General features: G+C 59.6%; 25 protein-coding genes. 16 read left to right on the top strand and 9 right to left on the bottom strand.

The genetic code is table 11. The features are described 5' to 3' along the window. The first annotated feature begins 63 nt into the window (after positions 1–63). On the top strand, positions 64–396 hold the full coding sequence (locus ACRZ94_RS18510; protein ID WP_480655989.1) for an ArsR/SmtB family transcription factor: 333 nt from the start codon (positions 64–66) through the stop codon (positions 394–396). Between the two features lie 3 nt (positions 397–399). On the opposite strand, the gene ACRZ94_RS18505 is transcribed toward ACRZ94_RS18510, so the two are convergent. From ACRZ94_RS18505 to ACRZ94_RS18490, 4 genes are all read right to left on the bottom strand, one after another. Beyond that, positions 400–810, bottom strand: coding sequence for a universal stress protein (locus ACRZ94_RS18505; protein ID WP_480655987.1), 411 nt, complete (start codon positions 808–810; stop codon positions 400–402). Positions 811–897: 87 nt separating this feature from the next. Further along, positions 898–1179: a hypothetical protein gene (locus ACRZ94_RS18500; RefSeq protein ID WP_480798026.1), complete on the bottom strand. Its 282-nt coding sequence runs from the start codon at positions 1177–1179 to the stop codon at positions 898–900. Between the two features lie 59 nt (positions 1180–1238). Further along, the gene (locus ACRZ94_RS18495) at positions 1239–2153 is read right to left on the bottom strand and encodes a DMT family transporter (protein WP_480655983.1); all 915 of its coding nucleotides are present in this window, start codon (positions 2151–2153) and stop codon (positions 1239–1241) included. Next, on the bottom strand, positions 2150–3028 hold the full coding sequence (locus ACRZ94_RS18490) for a LysR family transcriptional regulator (RefSeq protein ID WP_480798025.1): 879 nt from the start codon (positions 3026–3028) through the stop codon (positions 2150–2152). Before ACRZ94_RS18490 ends, ACRZ94_RS18495 begins: the two co-directional genes overlap by 4 nt. Before the next feature lie 121 nt (positions 3029–3149). On the opposite strand from ACRZ94_RS18490, the gene ACRZ94_RS18485 reads away from it, so the two are divergent. After that, a complete protein-coding gene (locus ACRZ94_RS18485; protein WP_480798024.1) occupies positions 3150–3731 on the top strand; it encodes an FMN-dependent NADH-azoreductase in 582 nt (193 codons plus the stop codon). Here the strand turns inward: ACRZ94_RS18485 and ACRZ94_RS18480 are convergent, their stop codons facing one another. Beyond that, positions 3732–4262 carry a prolyl-tRNA synthetase associated domain-containing protein gene (locus tag ACRZ94_RS18480; protein WP_480798023.1) on the bottom strand — a complete coding sequence of 177 codons (531 nt, stop codon included), beginning with the start codon at positions 4260–4262 and terminating at the stop codon, positions 3732–3734. Between the two features lie 88 nt (positions 4263–4350). Between ACRZ94_RS18480 and ACRZ94_RS18475 the strand changes: the two genes are divergently transcribed. The 10 genes from ACRZ94_RS18475 (at position 4351) to trmD (ending at position 10762) form a co-directional block, all read left to right on the top strand. After that, the gene (locus ACRZ94_RS18475) at positions 4351–4869 is read left to right on the top strand and encodes a hypothetical protein (RefSeq protein WP_480655976.1); all 519 of its coding nucleotides are present in this window, start codon (positions 4351–4353) and stop codon (positions 4867–4869) included. 208 nt (positions 4870–5077) lie between these two features. Continuing rightward, positions 5078–6583: a signal recognition particle protein gene (ffh, locus tag ACRZ94_RS18470; protein ID WP_480655974.1), complete on the top strand. Its 1506-nt coding sequence runs from the start codon at positions 5078–5080 to the stop codon at positions 6581–6583. Further along, positions 6580–7134: a GNAT family N-acetyltransferase gene (locus ACRZ94_RS18465; RefSeq protein ID WP_480798022.1), complete on the top strand. Its 555-nt coding sequence runs from the start codon at positions 6580–6582 to the stop codon at positions 7132–7134. Before ffh ends, ACRZ94_RS18465 begins: the two co-directional genes overlap by 4 nt. Further along, positions 7131–7427 carry a chorismate mutase gene (locus ACRZ94_RS18460; protein WP_480655970.1) on the top strand — a complete coding sequence of 99 codons (297 nt, stop codon included), beginning with the start codon at positions 7131–7133 and terminating at the stop codon, positions 7425–7427. Before ACRZ94_RS18465 ends, ACRZ94_RS18460 begins: the two co-directional genes overlap by 4 nt. A 41-nt stretch (positions 7428–7468) precedes the next feature. Continuing rightward, entirely contained in the window at positions 7469–7858 is a 390-nt protein-coding gene (gene rpsP / locus ACRZ94_RS18455; RefSeq protein ID WP_480655968.1) for a 30S ribosomal protein S16, read from the top strand. 12 nt (positions 7859–7870) lie between these two features. Continuing rightward, on the top strand, positions 7871–8506 hold the full coding sequence (bluB, locus tag ACRZ94_RS18450; protein WP_480798021.1) for a 5,6-dimethylbenzimidazole synthase: 636 nt from the start codon (positions 7871–7873) through the stop codon (positions 8504–8506). Positions 8507–8510: 4 nt separating this feature from the next. Continuing rightward, complete coding sequence (locus tag ACRZ94_RS18445; RefSeq protein ID WP_480655965.1) at positions 8511–8657, top strand: hypothetical protein; 147 nt, start codon at positions 8511–8513, stop codon at positions 8655–8657. Next, a complete protein-coding gene (gene rimM / locus ACRZ94_RS18440) occupies positions 8650–9153 on the top strand; it encodes a ribosome maturation factor RimM (protein WP_480798020.1) in 504 nt (167 codons plus the stop codon). Before ACRZ94_RS18445 ends, rimM begins: the two co-directional genes overlap by 8 nt. Next, positions 9153–9968, top strand: coding sequence for a hypothetical protein (locus tag ACRZ94_RS18435; RefSeq protein WP_480798019.1), 816 nt, complete (start codon positions 9153–9155; stop codon positions 9966–9968). Before rimM ends, ACRZ94_RS18435 begins: the two co-directional genes overlap by 1 nt. After that, the gene (trmD, locus tag ACRZ94_RS18430) at positions 9965–10762 is read left to right on the top strand and encodes a tRNA (guanosine(37)-N1)-methyltransferase TrmD (RefSeq protein WP_480798018.1); all 798 of its coding nucleotides are present in this window, start codon (positions 9965–9967) and stop codon (positions 10760–10762) included. The genes ACRZ94_RS18435 and trmD overlap by 4 nt, the downstream gene beginning before the upstream one ends. Here trmD and ACRZ94_RS18425 read toward each other — a convergent pair. Then, entirely contained in the window at positions 10759–11556 is a 798-nt protein-coding gene (locus ACRZ94_RS18425; RefSeq protein WP_480655958.1) for a glycoside hydrolase family 25 protein, read from the bottom strand. The two genes, trmD and ACRZ94_RS18425, sit on opposite strands and share 4 nt — an antisense overlap. Before the next feature lie 381 nt (positions 11557–11937). Between ACRZ94_RS18425 and rplS the strand changes: the two genes are divergently transcribed. The 3 genes from rplS (at position 11938) to ACRZ94_RS18410 (ending at position 12945) form a co-directional block, all read left to right on the top strand. After that, positions 11938–12321 (top strand): 50S ribosomal protein L19, encoded by a 384-nt coding sequence (gene rplS, locus ACRZ94_RS18420; protein WP_170447921.1) that lies wholly within the window; start codon positions 11938–11940, stop codon positions 12319–12321. 11 nt (positions 12322–12332) lie between these two features. Further along, entirely contained in the window at positions 12333–12554 is a 222-nt protein-coding gene (gene rpmE / locus ACRZ94_RS18415) for a 50S ribosomal protein L31 (RefSeq protein WP_170428949.1), read from the top strand. 163 nt (positions 12555–12717) lie between these two features. Continuing rightward, positions 12718–12945, top strand: coding sequence for a hypothetical protein (locus ACRZ94_RS18410; RefSeq protein ID WP_480655956.1), 228 nt, complete (start codon positions 12718–12720; stop codon positions 12943–12945). Here the strand turns inward: ACRZ94_RS18410 and ACRZ94_RS18405 are convergent. After that, on the bottom strand, positions 12942–14537 hold the full coding sequence (locus tag ACRZ94_RS18405) for an MFS transporter (protein ID WP_480655954.1): 1596 nt from the start codon (positions 14535–14537) through the stop codon (positions 12942–12944). The genes ACRZ94_RS18410 and ACRZ94_RS18405 overlap by 4 nt on opposite strands. A gap of 80 nt (positions 14538–14617) precedes the next feature. Beyond that, the gene (locus ACRZ94_RS18400; protein ID WP_480655952.1) at positions 14618–15505 is read right to left on the bottom strand and encodes an AEC family transporter; all 888 of its coding nucleotides are present in this window, start codon (positions 15503–15505) and stop codon (positions 14618–14620) included. A gap of 207 nt (positions 15506–15712) precedes the next feature. Here ACRZ94_RS18400 and ACRZ94_RS18395 point away from each other — a divergent pair, with 207 nt between their 5' ends. Next, a complete protein-coding gene (locus tag ACRZ94_RS18395; protein ID WP_480655951.1) occupies positions 15713–16522 on the top strand; it encodes a division plane positioning ATPase MipZ in 810 nt (269 codons plus the stop codon). Here the strand turns inward: ACRZ94_RS18395 and ACRZ94_RS18390 are convergent. Continuing rightward, positions 16519–17748 carry an adenylate/guanylate cyclase domain-containing protein gene (locus tag ACRZ94_RS18390; RefSeq protein WP_480655949.1) on the bottom strand — a complete coding sequence of 410 codons (1230 nt, stop codon included), beginning with the start codon at positions 17746–17748 and terminating at the stop codon, positions 16519–16521. The genes ACRZ94_RS18395 and ACRZ94_RS18390 overlap by 4 nt on opposite strands. Between the last annotated feature and the right edge of the window lie 51 nt (positions 17749–17799).

Genomic DNA, 17799 nt, shown 5'->3' with positions numbered 1-17799 from the left:
TGTCGAATTCGCATATTCAACCAAATGGTTGACCAAAGCGGGGCACTGTGGTTCAGCGAGATCATGTCCAATGACCTCGACACCGTATTCGCAGCTCTTGCCGATCCGACGCGCCGCGCCATCCTTGCGATGTTGCTAGAGGACGACATGGCCGTCACCGACGTGGCTGACCCGTTCGAAATGTCGCTGGCCGCAATCTCGAAACATCTGGTCATTCTTACCAAGGCCGGGCTGATCTCTCAGGAAAAGCGCGGGCGGGTAAAGTGGTGCAAGCTGGAACCCGACGCGCTGCGCGCGGCGTCGGTTTGGATGCAGGGTTTCGGGCAGTTCGAGCCGGTCAATCTGGATGCGTTTGAGCGGTTTCTGGAAACCGAACTGCCCGCCGACGACGCCTGAGCGCTATCGCACCACAAAAACGGACATGGTGGCATGTTGGGCCAAGTAACCCGCATGACTTGAAAAGATGTAATCGGTGATCCGTGGCGCATGAGTGCCCACGATGACCAGATCGGCCCCAATCTCATCCGCGACCTTTGCAAGATCGCTGTCCATTTCCGCACCCACATCCACTGAATGAACATTGCGCACCGACACGTCGGTGGCGCCTTGCTTCAGTTGATCGGTGAGTTCCTTCAATTCTTCCGAAACTTCTATGTCGCCCTGATGTGCCTCACCCGGCTGTTTGCTGGTGACACTGACAACGGTAACTTTGGCCCCCTGCCATTTTGCAACCTGGGCGGCCACATCGGCGGCTTTGCGGGTCTCGGGCGGCAGATGACGGTCTACGGGGATCATAATATGTTTGAACATGGGTTCTTCCTCCTCGCACAAAGCATAGAGAAATTCGCATATGACGCCTTTGATCTAGCTCAACGCGCCGGAACCCTGTTAAACAGGTTACCCTTCCTGACTATAGGCAACGCCGGTGATCACCCCGAACGGGTCTGCGCGGCACAACCACGGTGCTTGCGCGCCGGAAACCGAAAGCGTCGTGACCGAACCCGTTGGCGTGGTTTCCGTCGATAGGGCCGATACATTCTCGGGGCGCAAACCGGTTTCGGCTGACACAAGCGCCTCACAACTGCCCTGCAAATCTGCCTCAGAGACCGAAGTATCGGGGGAGGGTTGCGTGCAGGCGGCAAGACCCGCCGCGACGATCAGAACTGTTACGTGTTTCATTAACGCCCACCCGTATTCACATCTCGTAAGGCTGCCACAAACCGCCGGAAAGACAAACCTTATTCGACGGCGGGCTTGGTCGAGGACCGGGGCTGATCCTCGATCTTCAACAACAGCAACAGGGCCGCGATTGTCAGCACTGCCCCCACCAAAACCAGCGCAGGCGGCGGTGTCTGTCCCAGCGCGATTTCCCACAGGATCACCCAGCTGGGCACCAGATAGGTATAGGCCATCACCTTGGCCGAGGGCAGGCGCAGCGCCGAGAATTGCACCAGCACAAAACTGGCCGCAGTGGCAAAGACCGACAGGTACAGCAGCCCGATCCAGACGATCAGCGGCAAATTTGCCCAATCCGTCGCGCGAATGTCGGACCACGCATAGAGCGTCAGGATCAGACACCCCGCAACCATCGTGCCAAAGCTGAACACCACGGCGGGCTCGCCCCGGTTCAGCTTGCGCACCATCGGCGTATAGACGGCATGCGCGAGGCAGCCCCAGAAAAAGATGATTTCGCCCCGGTCGATCTGGAACGCTGTGAAGGCTTGCCAATCGGCGCGAAAAATGACCCAGAGCGCGCCAACGGCCCCCACGGACAAGGCCAGCGCCATGCGTGGCGTCGTGAACTGCCGCAACAGCACCCAGCCCGCCACAGCCGACATCATCGGCGTCAGGGTAAATACCGCCGCCATACTGACCGGAGGTGCGGTTTTCAGGCCGTGGAACATCAGCACGAAATAAGTGGCGAACAGGCCGCCCAACACCAGATACCGCCACGGTGCCCGCGCCGCGCTGCGCGGCAGGCCAGTGGTCATCAGGGCGACCACCCCGATCAGAACCGCAGCGATCAGAAAGCGCGCCGCCGTAATCGCCTCGGGCGAAATCTGATTGGCAACCATGGCACCCAGCGAGAAACTGCCCGCCACCAATGCCGAAAATGCAAGCATGGCCAGATGGCCCTGTGCCTGTGGGCTCACGCTTTCCAGCCCTTTGACTGATCCTTGAGGTATTTCAGAAAGCTCTGCACCTTGGTCGTGCGGTGCAGATCAACATGGGTGACAAGCCACAGGTTGCCGAACCATTCCTGAAGCGGCTCGATCACTTCGACCAGATCAGAATCCCGCGCCGCCTCGCGCCGGTCCATAAAGCCGATCCCGGCACCGGACAGAACCGCCTCGCGGATGCAGAAGTTGTTGGTACAGCGGAAGGTGATGTTTTCAGCCGGGACGGTCGCACGAAGCCAGCGTGAGAACGGAGCGCGGCTGTTTTCATCGTCGGTGCTGACAAAGTGATGCTTGTCGAAATCCTTGACACCTGCGGGCATTCCAAAGGCGTCGATATAGGATTTGCTTGCGAACAAGCCGACCTCTTGCGTGATGAAAGGCTGAACCACATTGTCCGGCTGATCCGGGGCCGAGCCTGCGCGAATGGCCACATGCGCCTCACCGTATTCCAGGCGGAACAGGCGGTCCCCGGTCAAATAGCGCACAATCAAACCCGGATGCAGGCGTTGAAATTCGCTGAGAACCGGCACGACCAGAGGGGCCAGTGAGGCCAGCGATGTCACCACCAGCTCACCCGACACATCATCGCCGCGCCCCTTCATGCGGCCGACCAGCTGGTTGAACTGATCCTCGGTCGCCTGGGCGACGCGCAGCAGGTCGTCCCCTGCCTCGGTCGGTGTGTAGCCACGCGCATGGCGCTGGAACAGCTTGACGCTCAAACGTGCTTCAATTGCGTCGATATGGCGGATTACCGTTGCATGGTGCACGCCCAGCACCTCGGCCGCGCCGCTGACGGTGCCCATGCGGGCGACCTGATAGGCGGTTCTCACTTCGTCCCAATTATCCACTGTCTCGCCTTCAATGTGCAAATTCCAACAATGGGTGTTGATATATCAGAGTTTTGTTCACTGGTGCAATATTCATATTGAGGCCAGAACCCAAACTGAACCCCGTAAGGACGCAAGTGACATGACCAAAACGATCCTGCATATCGACGCCTCGGCCCGCCGCGAAGGCTCGGCCACCCGTGACCTGTCTGACCGTATCGTCAAGCATGTGGGCGCCGCGCGTATTATTCGCCGCGATCTGGCCAGCCCCCTGCCCTTGCTGACCGAAGACTGGATCAACGCCAATTTCACCCCTGCCGACCAGCGCGACGCGACGCAGCGGGATCAGTTGGCCCTGTCGGATAGTCTGGTGAATGAACTGCAAGAGGCGGATACGATTGTCATCGGCCTGCCGATCTACAACTTTTCGGTGCCCGCAGCCTTTAAAGCGTGGATCGATCTGGTGGCGCGGGCCGGACTGACATTTTCCTATACAGAAAACGGCCCCAAGGGGCTGCTGGATGGCAAACGCGCCGTTCTGGCGATTGCGTCAGGCGGCACGGCCGTCGGGTCCGAGATCGATTTTGCCACCGATTACGCCAAGCACGTTCTGGGCTTTATCGGCATTCACGATGTGGATGTTATTGCCGCCGACAAGATGGCCCTGGACGCCGAGGCCGCGCTGACCTCGGCCCATGGGGCAATCAAGGGGCTGGCTGCATGATCAGGGCAGCCACGTCACCTCACACCCGATCCGGTCGAAAAACGCCATCAGATCGGTTCGGGGCATGGCAATCGTGCGGTCATTGACCAGCGGGTGCATGTAGATCACATCCGCCTGCTGGGCCGCAGCGTCCATAAAGAACCGAACGGTGTTCTCGACACCATTGATCATCGCCAGCGGGCTGACCGCGCCGGGCCGGATACCAAGGTTCTGCAACAGCCGGTCCGCTGACCCGAAAGACAGGTTCCCTGCCCCCAGATCCGCCGCCAGCGCCTTGAGGTCGATCTCGCGGCTTTGTTCCAGCGTCACAAGGTAGTTGCGTTTTTTCTTGTCACGCAGGTACAGGTTCTTGAGCCGCAAAGCGTTCTCACCCGGCACCATGAACTGATCCTCGACCGCTTTGGCGTCTTCGACCGTGCGCAGCGGCACATGGGTGTGCAGCGTGTAGGCCAACCCCCAGTCGTCCAATTGCGCCAACAGCGCGTCCGAGCTGAGCGGTAATGTGTCCTGAAAGGCGGATGATGCGTCCATGGGAACCTCCTGTATTGCCGCGCTCATCGCGCAACACGCGGGCAATTTCAAGCCGGACAGACCCGGAATTCAGTGCTAGCGTGCCGCCATGAAAGTCACGCGCAACACCCCGGACCAGTTGATCCTGTCCAACACGCCCTGGTTTATCGGCATCTCGCTGGTCTTCTTCATCCTATGTTTTGTTGGGGCTGGTCTTTTCATGGCCAGCGAAGGCGGCGAAGGCATTCTGTTCGGCCTTTTCTTTGCGGTATTCGGCGGCGGTATGGGGATCGGCGCTTTTTGCGCCTTTGTGCGGCGCGTTCAGGTCATATTGGATCGACCCGGCAACAGCATTCTGATCCGCCGCCAATCCGTCTTTGGCTATGACACTGTAGAACATGAGCTGTCGAACCTGTCCCATGCCGAGGTGGAAACCACCACCTCAACCCGCAACAGGACCACGTCCAAAATGCACCGTCCGGTTCTGATCCTGGAAAAGGGTATGAGTGCAGGCCGGCACCCGATTGTCGAAGCTTATGTCAGCGGGCGCGGGTCGCAGCGGCTGGTGGATGCGGTCAATGACTGGCTTCCGGCCCGGGCGGTTGACTCTGACAGCCAATCGGCCTAAAGCCCCGTTCAAACATCCGGAAGCGTATGATCTTCCGGTCCCTTGAGTCGTTCAGGGATCGCCCCCCACCAGCGAGTTTCGCCCGTGGGGGCAATGCCATTTGGCATGACCCCCACGTCTAATTCAGTGGGAGGGGGCAATTGTGTATTTAACCGGCGTTTCCTACCTAGGAACAGCCACAGGATAACCGGCTAAGGAGGCCGAAGGCATGTTTGAAAATCTATCCGAACGCCTTTCCGGCGTCTTTGACCGGCTGACCAAACAGGGCGCGCTGTCCGAAGAAGACGTCAAAACCGCCCTGCGTGAGGTTCGGGTTGCCCTGCTTGAGGCTGACGTCTCGCTGCCGGTGGCGCGCGAATTCGTCAAGAAGGTGCAGGAACAGGCGACCGGCCAGGCAGTGACGAAATCGATCACCCCCGGTCAGCAGGTCGTCAAGATCGTGCATGACGCGCTGGTCGATACCCTGCGCGGCGAAGAAGACCCCGGCACGCTGAAGATCGACAACCCGCCCGCCCCGATCCTGATGGTCGGTCTGCAGGGCTCGGGTAAGACGACCACAACCGGTAAGCTGGCCAAGCGTCTGAAAGAGAAAGAGGGCAAGAAGGTCCTGATGGCCTCGCTCGACGTCTATCGCCCGGCGGCGATGGATCAGCTGGCCGTTCTGGGCACGCAGGTCGGCGTCGATACGCTGCCGATCGTTCCGGGGCAGAAACCCGTAGACATCGCCAAACGTGCCAAGCAGCAGGCAACGCTGGGTGGCTATGACGTTTATATGCTCGATACCGCGGGCCGCCTGCATATCGACGAAGTCCTGATGGATGAGGTCGAGCAGGTTCGCAACGTGGTCGATCCCCGTGAAACCCTGCTGGTGGTCGACGGTCTGACAGGTCAGGTCGCCGTTGAGGTGGCCGAGGAGTTCGACGCCAAAGTCGGCATCTCGGGCGTGGTTCTGACCCGGATGGACGGTGACGGGCGTGGTGGTGCGGCGCTGTCGATGCGCGCAGTCACCGGCAAGCCGATCCGCTTTGTCGGTCTGGGCGAGAAGATGGACGCGCTCGAAACCTTCGAGCCGGACCGGATCGCCGGTCGTATTCTGGGCATGGGCGACATCGTTGCTCTGGTCGAAAAGGCCCAGGAAACGATGGAGATGGAACAGACCGAGCGCATGATGAAGCGCATGGTCAAAGGTCAGTTCAACATGAACGACCTTAAGATGCAGCTGGAACAGATGATCCAGATGGGCGGCATGCAGGGCATGATGGGCATGATGCCGGGCATGAACAAGATGGCCAAGCAGATGGATCAGGCCGGTCTGGACGACAAGATCCTGCGCCAACAAATCGCGCTTATCCAGTCGATGACCAAACGCGAACGCGCCAACCCGCAACTGCTGCAGGCCAGCCGCAAGAAACGGATTGCCGCCGGTTCGGGTATGGAGGTCAGCGACCTCAACAAGCTGCTCAAGATGCACCGGCAGATGTCGGACATGATGAAGAAAATGGGCAAGATGGGCAAAGGCAAGATGCTGAAACAGGCCATGAAGGGCATGTTCGGCAAAGGCGGCCCCTCGACCGAGGAGATGGCCGCCGGCATGGACCCCAAGGCGCTGGAACAGGCGGCCAAGGCGATGGGTAAAATGCCCGGTGGCATGCCCGGAATGGGTGGCGGCATGGCGCTGCCGCCGGGCCTTAGCGGGTTCGGGAAGAAAAAGTGAACCTGATCGCCGATCATATCCCCCGGCTTGAGACCGAGCGCCTGATCCTGCGCGCACTATCCGAGGCTGATTTCGAAGCCGAAGCGGAGTTTTTCGCCACGGATGAGTCGAAGTATGTTGGCGGACCCAAACGCCCGGATGAGACATGGCGTTTGATCGCGCAACTCATGGGGCATTGGATCATGCGCGGTTACGGCTTCTGGGGGGTCGAGGAAAAAGGCACCGGCACCTACGTTGGTCATGTCGGTCTGTGGTATCCGCACAACTGGCCCGAGCGGGAAGTTGGCTGGACCCTGATGAACTACGCGACTGGCAAGGGATACGCGACCGAGGCCGCCAAAGCTGCCCGCGCCTATGCCTATGATATTTTGGGATGGGATACCGCGATTTCGGTAATCGACCCCGACAACCACGCCAGCAAGGCGGTGGCTAAACGTCTGGGTGCCGCGTTTGACTACACTTTCGAACATCCGGAATTCGGCACCATCGAGATCTGGCGGCATCCGGCGCCCGCCGATCTGGTGAATGGCGGCATGGAGGCTTACGCATGACCGACCCCGTTAAACAGGCGGCCACGCTGCTGAAAAGCCACCGCGAAAGCATCGACCGGCTGGACGCGATCCTTGTCTATACGCTGGGCGAGCGGTTCAAGCACACGCAGGCCGTTGGCAAGCTCAAAGCCGAGCACGACCTTCCCCCGTCCGATCCCACGCGCGAAGCCGCGCAGATCGCGCGGTTAGAAGACCTGGCGCAACAGGCCGATCTGGACCCTGATTTCGCCAAGGCTTTCCTGAATTTCATCATTCAGGAAGTCATCCGACACCACAGGAAACACCAAGAATAACTGGGGCCTTCCCAGTCACGCCATCCAAAGGAGATACCACCATGGCAATGAAAATTCGTCTCGCCCGCGGCGGCTCGAAAAAACGTCCCTTCTATCGCATTGTTGCGGCCGACAGCCGTATGCCCCGCGATGGCCGTTTCATCGAGAAACTGGGCACCTACAACCCGCTGCTGCCGAAAGACAGCGAAGAGCGCGTGAAAATGAACATGGAGCGCATCCAGTACTGGCTGGACCAGGGCGCCCAGCCCACCGACCGGATCGCTCGTATGCTGGAAGCTGCAGGCGCCAAGGAAAAAGCCGAGCGTAACAACCCCAACAAGGGTACCCCGGGCAAGAAGGCCCAGGAACGCGCCGAAGAAAAAGCAGCCAAGGCTGCGGAAGCTGCGGAAGCGGCTGCTGCACCGGCTGAAGAAGCAGCGGCCGAAGAATAAGCAGGCAAGCGCGTGCGGGATCAAACTTTTACCGACGATTTTCGCACGCAGTTTGACCTGTTGCTGCGGCTCCGGCGCGATGTGCGCCGGTTCCGCACCGACGCGATTGACGAGGCAGTGCTGACGCGCTGCCTCGACGCGTTTCGACTGGCCCCTTCGGTGGGGCTCAGCGAACCCTGGCGCGTGATCCGCGTCAACAGCGACACCGCCCGCGCGGCGGCGCTGAAGAATTTCCAAACCGCCAATGCCCAAGCGTTGGAGGGGTATTCTGGCGAGAAGGCGCAGCTTTACAGCCGCCTGAAATTGTCGGGGATGCAGGAAGCCCCCGTACAACTGGCCGTGTTCTGCGACGATGCCACCGACAAGGGGCAAGGACTGGGCGCGGACACAATGCCCGAGATGCGGCGTTACTCCGTTGTTTCGGCCATTACACTGTTCTGGCTGGCCTTACGGGCCGAGGGGCTGGGGCTGGGCTGGGTGTCCATTCTGGATCCTGACCAGATGGCGCGCGACATGAACGTGCCCGATGATTGGCGTCTGATCGGTTATTTCTGTGTGGGCTGGCCAGAGACGCAGTCCGACACGCCGGAACTGGAACAGGTCGGCTGGGAAAACCGCGACGACACATTGCCCATCGAGATACGGTAGGCGCATGTTCGGGTTATTGCGGCTTCCCATTCTGCTGATGATCGCCTTTATTGTCGGCGTGTTTTTCGAACGCTCAAACCAACGCGAAGCGTGCGAGGCGCTTGGGCAATGGCAGGACGGGCTATGTGTGACGGATGGACCAAATGAGTGATCTGATCTGCGTCGGCAGCATTGCAGGTTCATATGGTGTGCGCGGCGAAGTGCGCCTGAAAAGCTATTGCGCCACGCCTGAAGACATCGAGGCGTATTCCCCCCTGACCGATGAAGCGGGCGGTGAGAAATACCCTCTGGTCCTGACTCGATCCATCAAGAACGGTTTCGCTGCGCGTTTGGGCGGCGTCGAGACCAAGGAACAGGCCGATGCCTTGAAGGGCCTGCGCCTGTTTGCACGGCGCGATCAGTTGCCATCGCTGCCCGATGACGAATTCTATCACACCGACCTGATCGGGCTTGAGGTCTATGACACCGGCGGCACCCTGCTGGGCAGGGTCAAATCGGTCCAGAACCACGGCGCAGCCGATCTGCTGGAACTGCACGGGTCCGGCCTGAAAGCGACTGTTTTGCTGCCGTTCACCCTTGCGGCCGTGCCGACCGTCGATCTGGACAAAGGCCGCATCATCGCCGACCCGCCCGAGGGGCTGATCTGATGCGCCGCGTTTTGCTGCATCTGGGTCTGCACAAGACCGGCACCACAGCGGCGCAATCGTTCCTCTACGACAATCGCGAACTGATCTGGCCGCATTTTGCACTGATCCTGCCTTTTCGCACACGCAAATCCGGACTGTCGCGGGCGGCCACCAATCATTCGGTCTATGGCACGGTTGGCACGCTGTCCGAATTTGGCACGCAGGTGGCCGAGCTTTTGGACACGCTGGATTTCGGCGACAAACGCGGGTTGATCCTGTCCGAGGAAAACTTTGCCGGTCTGCGCCCCAGCCGCAACATGGAACAGGGCTATGCCGCAACCCCCGATCTTGCCGCCTGTCTGGTCGACGCGGTCCACCACCGGTTTGCGGGCCAAGAGGTCGAAATAACCATTTACTTGTCTTTGCGGCAGCGCGGCGGCTGGTTGCGCAGCCTGTGGGCACATGATCTGGAACGGATGCGACAGGTCTTCGACTTTGATACCTTTCGCGAGCACATGGATCAGGTCGCCCCGCTGCAGGACACCGTAGATCAGGTGCAGGGCAGGCTGCCTTCGGTGACAGTGATGACAGAATGGCTGGAAGAGCTGCAGCTGCGCCGCTATGGCCCGGGCACGCCCTTTGCCGAATATCTGGACCCGCCCCGCGACAAGGCCAAGCTGCTGGTGCCGCCGTCGAAGGTCAACAACCGCCTGCCCGAGGATGTTCTGGAAGAGCTGCTGGAACTGAACCGCTCGCGCCTGGACGAGGCCGCATTGGTCGAGCAGAAAAAAGCACTCATAGACCGCGCCAAAGGCGCGTTGATCGGCACGATATGACAGACAAACCCGGCAAATCCCACGGTCGCAAGGCGATCCGCCCGACATTGAAACCGCGTGAACTGTTGACTCCCACGCCCGACCTGCACGGGGTTTGGAAGGCCAAGATCATCACGCTGTTCCCGTCGGCCTTTCCCGGCGTACTGGGGGAAAGCCTGACGGGCAAAGCGTTGCAGGATGGATTGTGGCAGCTGGAAACAGTCGACCTGCGTCGGTTCGGCATCGGTAAGCACCGCAATGTGGACGATACACCCGCAGGCGGTGGAGCGGGCATGGTGTTGCGCGCCGACGTGCTGGGCGAAGCGATTGAACACACGATGGCCGGGGTGCGCGGCAACTGGCCGCTGATCTACCTCAGCCCTCGTGGCCGTCGGATGGATCAGCGCATGATGCAGAACCTTGCGCGCTGCGATGGTATGACCCTGCTGTGCGGCCGCTTTGAAGGTGTCGATGAACGGGTGTTAGAGCATTATGGCGTGCAAGAGGCCAGCTTGGGCGATTTCGTCATGACCGGCGGTGAGATCGCGGCACAAGCCCTGATCGACGCCACCGTGCGCCTGATCCCCGGCGTGCTGGGCAATCAGGCGTCAGCCGAAGAGGAAAGCTTTTCCTCGGGCCTTTTAGAGCATCCGCAATACACCCGCCCCGCCGAATGGAAGGGCCGCCCGATCCCAGAAATCCTGATGTCCGGCCATCACGGGCGCATCGCAGATTGGCGGCACCAAATGTCAGAAAAGATCACCCGCGAACGGCGGCCCGATCTGTGGGATGCCTACGAAAAATCCAAAGACTAACGGCCCTTCCAACGTGCCCAGGTTTCCGGGTGGCCGTTGAAGGTATTGATGTCGACCGGCCCCTGCACACCCGGCACCAGACCGGTGCCGGTATATTGCCAGAATCGCCAGGGGGATTTCGGATAAACCTTATGCGGGTGTCCAGCGACCGAGCGCAGCCAGAACTCGGTTCCGCGCAGACGAGCGATTTTCGTGTCTGCATGGAAATCCACGGTCGTGTAAACGATCGGGCGGCGTCCGTAGTGGCGCTCCAGAATATCCAGGAACCGCTTGGCCTCGGCCCGGACGGTAGCGCCATCGGGGCGCAACCTGCAGGTCCTGGAATGCGGGGTCCACTCCATGTCCAGTACATGCGGCAGGTCGGCGCCCTTGGGGACGTTTCGGATAAACCAGCGCGCCTGCTCATGCGCGGGGCGACAGAAATAGTAATAGTGATAGGCGCCCCACGGCACCCCTGCCGCCTGCGCGCCCCGCCGGTGATCATCGAACATCGGGTCGGCCACGTCACCGCCCTCGGTTGCCTTGATGAAGACGAAGCTGACGCCCGATGCCTTGGCCCGGTGCCAGTCTATCGGCCCCTGCCAGCGCGACACGTCCAGCCCATGCACCGGGTAGTGACCCGGATGCCGCCCGTCCCAGTCATGAGGGTCGGCGTCACCAAAGGCCGGGTAAATCACAGAAGGCGCGGTTGTGCTCAGAAAGGATTTCGCCTCAACCTGCTGGGGCGGAGGGGTGCTGCGACCGCAGGACAGGGTCGCAAAGGCCATAACAGCCAGCATCAACGCAATGCGCATGCTCTTTATCCTGTTGTAAATTTCTGCTCGTATAATTCCCTTCAGAATGCCTGATCCGTGCCACAAGGCAACGGTGGAGTTTAAGGACAGCGGAAACCCACCGTTTTGCCCGCAAATCATAGCGATTTTGGCTTGATCCCTGTCCGCAAACCCCGTAAAGCAGCGCAATCCGGTGCCGCAACTGCGCGACTCCGGTGTTTCGGTTTGCATCTTGGCGCAACGCCCGGCTTTCTTCGGCCCCCGCGTGTCAGAGCAGATCAGACATAAGGAACATACGATCTGACCTCTGGCGGGCTGCATGCGGGACCCGATGAAGACCAAGAGCTCTCGGCCCGTGCCCAAACTTCGTGGACCAACCACGAGCATATAGGAGTGATTGCGATGGACCTGATCGCACAGCTTGAGGCGGAACAGATTGCCGCCCTGGGGAAAGACATCCCCGATTTCAAAGCCGGTGACACCATCCGTGTCGGCTTTAAAGTGACCGAAGGGTCGCGTACCCGTGTGCAGAACTACGAAGGTGTCTGCATCGCGCGCAAAGGTGGCAACGGCATCGCCGGTTCGTTCACCGTCCGCAAAATTTCGTTTGGCGAAGGCGTGGAGCGTGTGTTCCCCCTGCATTCGACCAACATCGACAGCATCACCGTTGTCCGCCGTGGCCGCGTTCGTCGCGCCAAACTGTACTATCTGCGCACCCGTCGTGGTAAATCCGCACGTATCGCAGAGGTCACCAACTACAAGCCCAAGGCTGGCGCCGAGGCGTAAGGAGCGGAAAGATGAAAAAAGACATCCATCCCGATTATCACGTCATCAACGTCAAAATGACCGATGGCACCGTGGTTCAGATGAAATCCACCTGGGGTGCCGAAGGCGACCAGCTGGCTCTGGAAATCGACCCCTCCTCGCACCCCGCGTGGACCGGTGGCTCGTCGCGCCTGATGGACGCCGGCGGCCGCGTGTCGAAGTTCAAGAAGAAATACGAAGGTCTGGGCTTCTGAGCCTGACCCTTTTGAAATGCGAAAGGCCGCCCAACGGGGCGGCCTTTTTCTTTTCCGCTCCTGACACTGATCACCCCCCCAAAGCGCGAATTGTTTTCGGTCGGGGCTCAGAGGTGCTACACTCGGGATCACCCCAAGATCATCAGGAACGGAGATCCCAGGCATGCCCCAGTACAATGACATGATTGAGCTTTCGGTCGAGGATATGGACCTGATCGAAACGGCACTGCGCGGCTCGGTCGCCTCATTGTCACAGGCTGCGCTGGATGAAGAAGCCAGCGGCACGGCCGAGCGCGAAGACACCCTGCGCCGTATTCACGACCTGCTGGGTAAGCTGCACGATCAGAAAGTGTTCTATCGCCCCAAAGATGGTGTGTATCTGGGAGGTTAGCGCCGCTTGCGCGCCAGCGCGGCCGCGCTGTGGAGCGGCGGCACCGGCCCCCGAAGCAGCGCCAGCGCAAGACCCATCCCGATCAGCGCCGCAATCGCGGCCACCAACATGGCACTGTCGAACGCATTGTCCTGAAGGTCACGCAAAGCCTTGGCAAGGGCGGTCCCGGTCGTTGGCTCCATTCCCGCGATCAATTGCTGGATCTGGCTGGGCGTTCCGTGTGTCAACGCATGCGCCAGATCATCACGCTGAGAGGAACCGGTGGGCAGCGCGTCGATAACCTCGGACAGACCGCGGCGTCTGGTGATGGATTCAGCAAGGCCGCCGACCACAGCACCCAGCGTCGCCCCGAAATAAAGGCACCCATTGATGACGCCGGACCCCTGCCCCACATGCTCATCCGGCAACAGACGCAGGCCCAGGCGGGGAAGCAAAGAAAAACAGACCCCCAGACCAATCCCGACGATCAGCAACTTCCACCAGATTTCGACATATTGCGTGGTATTGGTGGTCGTCATCAACAGCAGAAAACCACATGCCATCGCAGCCAGCCCAATCGCAACCGGCCATTGAAAGCTGTAGGGGGCCAGAAACCGGGGCGCGGCCACCGAGATCACAAACATGCTGAGGCTGAGCGGCATGATCGCCAGCCCCGCCTCGATGGACGTGTAGCCAAAGGCATCCGGCGATTGGACGAACGTGTTGAAATAGACAAAAAAGCAGAACAGCGTAAAGCCCGTGCAGAACATTCCCGCCCCCGCCATCAAGAACCGTGGATGAAGAAAGTACCGCAGCTCGATCAGCGGATCGTCGCTGCGGCGAGATACGATTACCAGAGCAATGGTCGAAACCGCCGCTACAGCCAGCGACACAAGCGTCAGGGGTGAGGCCCAGCCTCCGCTTTCTCCGTTGCTAAGCGCAAAGGACAGCGGGCCGAGAAGGAACACGATTGCGACGGCCCCGGCATAGTCGAATTTCGCGCCCGCAAGGCGCGTGTCGGGGATGTATTTCCGCTTGCTGACACGCAGACCAATGGCAAAGGCCAACGCCAGCAGGACAAGATCGACAGCAAAAATGGCTCTCCAACTGACATAGTGTCCGAAAGCGCCGCCCAGGATCGGGCCAATGCCGATGGCGAGGCCGACAATCGCGCCCCAGGCCCCTGTCACGCTTGCGCGCTGGTCTTCGGGCGTGGCCGCCATCAGCAATGTCAGAGAGGTGCCGAACAGCGCCGCCGCCCCCGCCCCCTGCGCCCCACGTCCGAACAGCAGCATCGCCCCATCCTGTGCAAACAAGGCCGAGGCGGAACCGATGGCAAAGACGATCATACCAAAGAAAAAGACGCCCATCTTGCCGGTGATATCGCCCAGACGGCTGACGATAGTGACAAGCGTGGCGCTGGCTACGGAATAGGTGGCCATGACCCATTGCAGCCCCGATTGGGTCAGATCGAATTCGGCCTTGAGATTGGGCAGGATGGTGGTCACCGCAGTGGTGTTGAACCCCACAACCATCATACAGATCGCGCTCATCGCCAGAACCACGCGGGCGCGGGCCTGCGGTGATACCTCTGCCGGTGTCTTGTCCTGCATCAAACTGCCCTCAGTCCATATCGGTTTAAAACAATTATTCAGCAGCTTAGCAGAAACGTGGCCCCTGCATAAGGTGGGCGTCAAATCCAGTAAGACAGCGCAATCGGCAGTACCAGAATGGTGCTGAGCGTTGACACAAGGATGAACCCGGCCACATCGGGCCCATACTCGGGCATGTGCTGATCGATAAACAGATAGGCGGCAACCGAGGATGGCATCAGACAACACAGGATCACCGCGCCTCTCTCCGCCCCTGTGAAGCCGAACGCCCAGACAAGACCGCTGGCAATCAGAACGGCCATGGCAAGGTGCAACGCGGTCAGCATCACCGCCCGGCCAAGACGTTTGATCTGCAGGGTCGCAAGCGTATGGCCCAGCGTCAGCAACATCAGCGGAATTGACAGTCCGCCCAGAATGTCAAAGGACTTGGCCACCGGCTGCGGCAGGCTGTACCCCGTGGTCATCAGAACAAGCGAGATGGCAACCGCATAGATAATTGGCGAAGTGGCGAGTTTTTTGGGCGAAAACGCACCCGCCGGTATCCACATGCCCACAGTGAAGATGCTGATCAGCACCACGACCACAAAAGCCATTGTATAGGCCATTCCGGCATCACCCAGCGCCAGCAGCGTGATCGGAAGCCCGATATTGCCGACATTGCCGTGCATCAGCGGGGTCAGAAACGCCCGGACCGGCAGGCGCATGACCTTTAGGGCAAAAAACCCCAGCACCCCGAACCCGACAATGGCCAGCGCCGCGGCGGCCATGACATCCAGAAAGGTACCGACTGCAATCTGGGTGGTAGACAGGTGCGAAATGATCAGCGTCGGATAGCCCACGCGCGACACAAGCCCTCCGATCACCTTATTGTCGAACGGAGCTTTGATCAGGGCCAGACTATAACCGATTCCGGCGCAAATCAGCACGGGCAGGACCACGTTCAGAACATTCAGAAACAGGTGCTCCACGTCGGGTCCCCATGGCAATTTGGTGTCACGGAGAGTGAAACAGGCCAGCGTCTTTGGCAAGCATGCAGGCTAAACCATCCACACAGCTTGGTTTTCCAAATTTGAGGTCTTTAAGGCTCAATGGGGTTCTTCCCTTCCCCGTTTCCACAACATATAGTGGCTAACAACAACGTGTGGCTAAGCACGGCGGGACATGGGAAAACACGCATGGCACATATCATCGTAGTGGGGAACGAGAAGGGCGGCGCAGGTAAATCGACCGTGTCGATGCATGTGGCCACCGCGCTGGCGCGGCTGGGCCACAAGGTCAGCACGCTGGATCTGGACCTGCGACAGCGCAGCCTGGGACGGTATTTCGAAAACCGCGCGAATTTCCTGAAAAACGCGGATTTCACCCTGCCCAGCCCACGTCATCACGATCTGCCCGAGATTGACGCGACAAAACTGAAACCCGGTGAGAACATCTATGACCACCGCCTGTCTGCTGCCGTGGCCGAACTGGAAAGCGACAGCGACTTTATCCTGATCGACTGCCCCGGCTCGCACACGCGTCTCAGCCAGGTGGCGCATTCGCTGGCTGACACGCTGGTGACGCCGCTGAACGACAGTTTCATTGATTTCGACTTGCTGGCCCGGATCGACTCCAAAGGTGAAAAGATCTTGGGCCCGTCGGTTTATTCCGAAATGGTTTGGAACGCGCGGCAGCTTCGGGCGCAGGCCGGGCTTAAACCCATCGACTGGGTCGTCGTTCGCAACCGCGTCGGCACGCAGCGCATGGTCAACAAGGAAAAGATGCAGCGCGCGATTGAAATGCTGTCGCAGCGCATCGGTTTTCGCGTCGCCTCGGGCTTTTCCGAGCGTGTGATTTTTCGCGAGTTGTTTCCGCGTGGCCTGACCCTGCTGGACCTCAAGGATATCGGGGTCAAGCAACTGAACATCTCGAACATCGCCGCAAGGCAAGAGCTGCGCGACATGATGAAGGAACTGAACCTGCCGGGGGTCGAGATCGATTTCTAAGGGTTGTACACCGTGAACAGTTCTTTAGGTTCGTTCACCCCGCGCAGCATGTACCGCCCGACCGAGACAAGATTCTGACCACAGGGCTGCGCAGCTTGCGCCACGTCGTCCGAGATCAGAATGCGCTGCCCCAGTGATCTATGCATACCGGCAATCCGGGCGGTCTGGTTCACTGCCGGTCCGATAACCGTAAAGTCCAGACGGGTTTCCGATCCGATATTCCCATAAAGGATTTCACCCGAGTGCAACGCCAGAGTGAAATTGGCGACAGGCAGAGACGCAGCGCGGCGCTTGATGTTCAAAATCTCCATCTGGCTTTGCAGCATGGGCACGGCCTTGAGGGCAGCACGCGCGTCCGCGTCGATATCACCCACGTCGAACATCGCCATCAGCCCGTCGCCGGTGAATTTCAGGATATTGCCACCGTTGTCGTGCACAACTTTCACAGCCACCGCCAGATAGTCATTCAGCATGTCGATAATGTCGGGCCCGGACAGCTCCTCGGACAGGCTGGTGAAGTTTTCCAGATCAAAATTCCAGATCACCGCATCAATCTGCTGCAATGATCCGCGCCGGATTTCCCCCGAAAGCACGCGCCGCCCGGCGTCACGACCCAGATAGACCCGCATCAGGTCTTTTGAAATTCGAGCATTTGATGCCGTTTTCAACGCCAGTCCCAGATGCGGAACCGCCATGTTGATCAGAGAGATATCGCTATCCCCAAACCCCTCTGGCGCGTTTGACGTCCAGGACATCAGAACACCGTCGACGGCTTTCTTGGCGTCTTTCCCGCCGTTATGTGTGGGCACATCGAAATTGACGCCCGTGGCATAGTAATCGGTGGCCCCGATCTGGCGCAGGTCATTCAGCAGTGGGAACCGGCTGGCCTCATTCTGCTCGACCAAACGCTCACGAATTTCGTCCACCTCATTGCTGAGAATGGCGTAGAGGGGGCTTTGCTTCCACTGTTCGCTGGGTTCCTCGGTGTATTCAAACTTCTCCAGCGTCCCGCCCTGACCTTCGTACCAGCTGAAGCCGGTGCCGCCATAAACTGGATGCAGCGCGGACTGTGCTGCATGAAAGCGCATCAGCGGCACGCCCAAATCCAACAGCTTGGTGCAATAGCCGTCCAACAGCTCTTCCTTCGTGGCACCTTCCAGGCCACGCTCGACAATCCATTCGATAAGATCGCTTGATTTCGCCATATCGGCGTTCGCAAATTGCATTTTGTTATTATTCCAGTGTCCGCTCTGGATGTCATCTGGGGGCCACGGGAC

Source organism: Ruegeria sp. CH10, from assembly GCF_056537125.1.
The sequence above is the reverse complement of the archived record's forward strand: the minus strand, read 5'-3'. Positions and strand labels throughout refer to the sequence as shown.

Excerpts from the sequence above, each read along its gene's own strand:
- ACRZ94_RS18435 (WP_480798019.1), top strand. The coding sequence starts at position 9,153 with ATGCGCCGCGTTTTGCTGCATCTGGGTCTGCACAAGACCGGCACCACA.
- ACRZ94_RS18390 (WP_480655949.1), bottom strand. The coding sequence starts at position 17,748 with ATGCAATTTGCGAACGCCGATATGGCGAAATCAAGCGATCTTATCGAA.
- rimM (WP_480798020.1), top strand. The coding sequence starts at position 8,650 with ATGAGTGATCTGATCTGCGTCGGCAGCATTGCAGGTTCATATGGTGTG.
- trmD (WP_480798018.1), top strand. The coding sequence starts at position 9,965 with ATGACAGACAAACCCGGCAAATCCCACGGTCGCAAGGCGATCCGCCCG.
- ACRZ94_RS18405 (WP_480655954.1), bottom strand. The coding sequence starts at position 14,537 with ATGCAGGACAAGACACCGGCAGAGGTATCACCGCAGGCCCGCGCCCGC.
- ACRZ94_RS18505 (WP_480655987.1), bottom strand. The coding sequence starts at position 810 with ATGTTCAAACATATTATGATCCCCGTAGACCGTCATCTGCCGCCCGAG.
- ffh (WP_480655974.1), top strand. The coding sequence starts at position 5,078 with ATGTTTGAAAATCTATCCGAACGCCTTTCCGGCGTCTTTGACCGGCTG.
- ACRZ94_RS18510 (WP_480655989.1), top strand. The coding sequence starts at position 64 with ATGTCCAATGACCTCGACACCGTATTCGCAGCTCTTGCCGATCCGACG.
- ACRZ94_RS18460 (WP_480655970.1), top strand. The coding sequence starts at position 7,131 with ATGACCGACCCCGTTAAACAGGCGGCCACGCTGCTGAAAAGCCACCGC.
- ACRZ94_RS18500 (WP_480798026.1), bottom strand. The coding sequence starts at position 1,179 with ATGAAACACGTAACAGTTCTGATCGTCGCGGCGGGTCTTGCCGCCTGC.
- ACRZ94_RS18395 (WP_480655951.1), top strand. The coding sequence starts at position 15,713 with ATGGCACATATCATCGTAGTGGGGAACGAGAAGGGCGGCGCAGGTAAA.
- ACRZ94_RS18485 (WP_480798024.1), top strand. The coding sequence starts at position 3,150 with ATGACCAAAACGATCCTGCATATCGACGCCTCGGCCCGCCGCGAAGGC.
- rpmE (WP_170428949.1), top strand. The coding sequence starts at position 12,333 with ATGAAAAAAGACATCCATCCCGATTATCACGTCATCAACGTCAAAATG.
- ACRZ94_RS18425 (WP_480655958.1), bottom strand. The coding sequence starts at position 11,556 with ATGCGCATTGCGTTGATGCTGGCTGTTATGGCCTTTGCGACCCTGTCC.
- ACRZ94_RS18445 (WP_480655965.1), top strand. The coding sequence starts at position 8,511 with ATGTTCGGGTTATTGCGGCTTCCCATTCTGCTGATGATCGCCTTTATT.
- ACRZ94_RS18475 (WP_480655976.1), top strand. The coding sequence starts at position 4,351 with ATGAAAGTCACGCGCAACACCCCGGACCAGTTGATCCTGTCCAACACG.
- rpsP (WP_480655968.1), top strand. The coding sequence starts at position 7,469 with ATGGCAATGAAAATTCGTCTCGCCCGCGGCGGCTCGAAAAAACGTCCC.
- rplS (WP_170447921.1), top strand. The coding sequence starts at position 11,938 with ATGGACCTGATCGCACAGCTTGAGGCGGAACAGATTGCCGCCCTGGGG.
- ACRZ94_RS18480 (WP_480798023.1), bottom strand. The coding sequence starts at position 4,262 with ATGGACGCATCATCCGCCTTTCAGGACACATTACCGCTCAGCTCGGAC.
- ACRZ94_RS18410 (WP_480655956.1), top strand. The coding sequence starts at position 12,718 with ATGCCCCAGTACAATGACATGATTGAGCTTTCGGTCGAGGATATGGAC.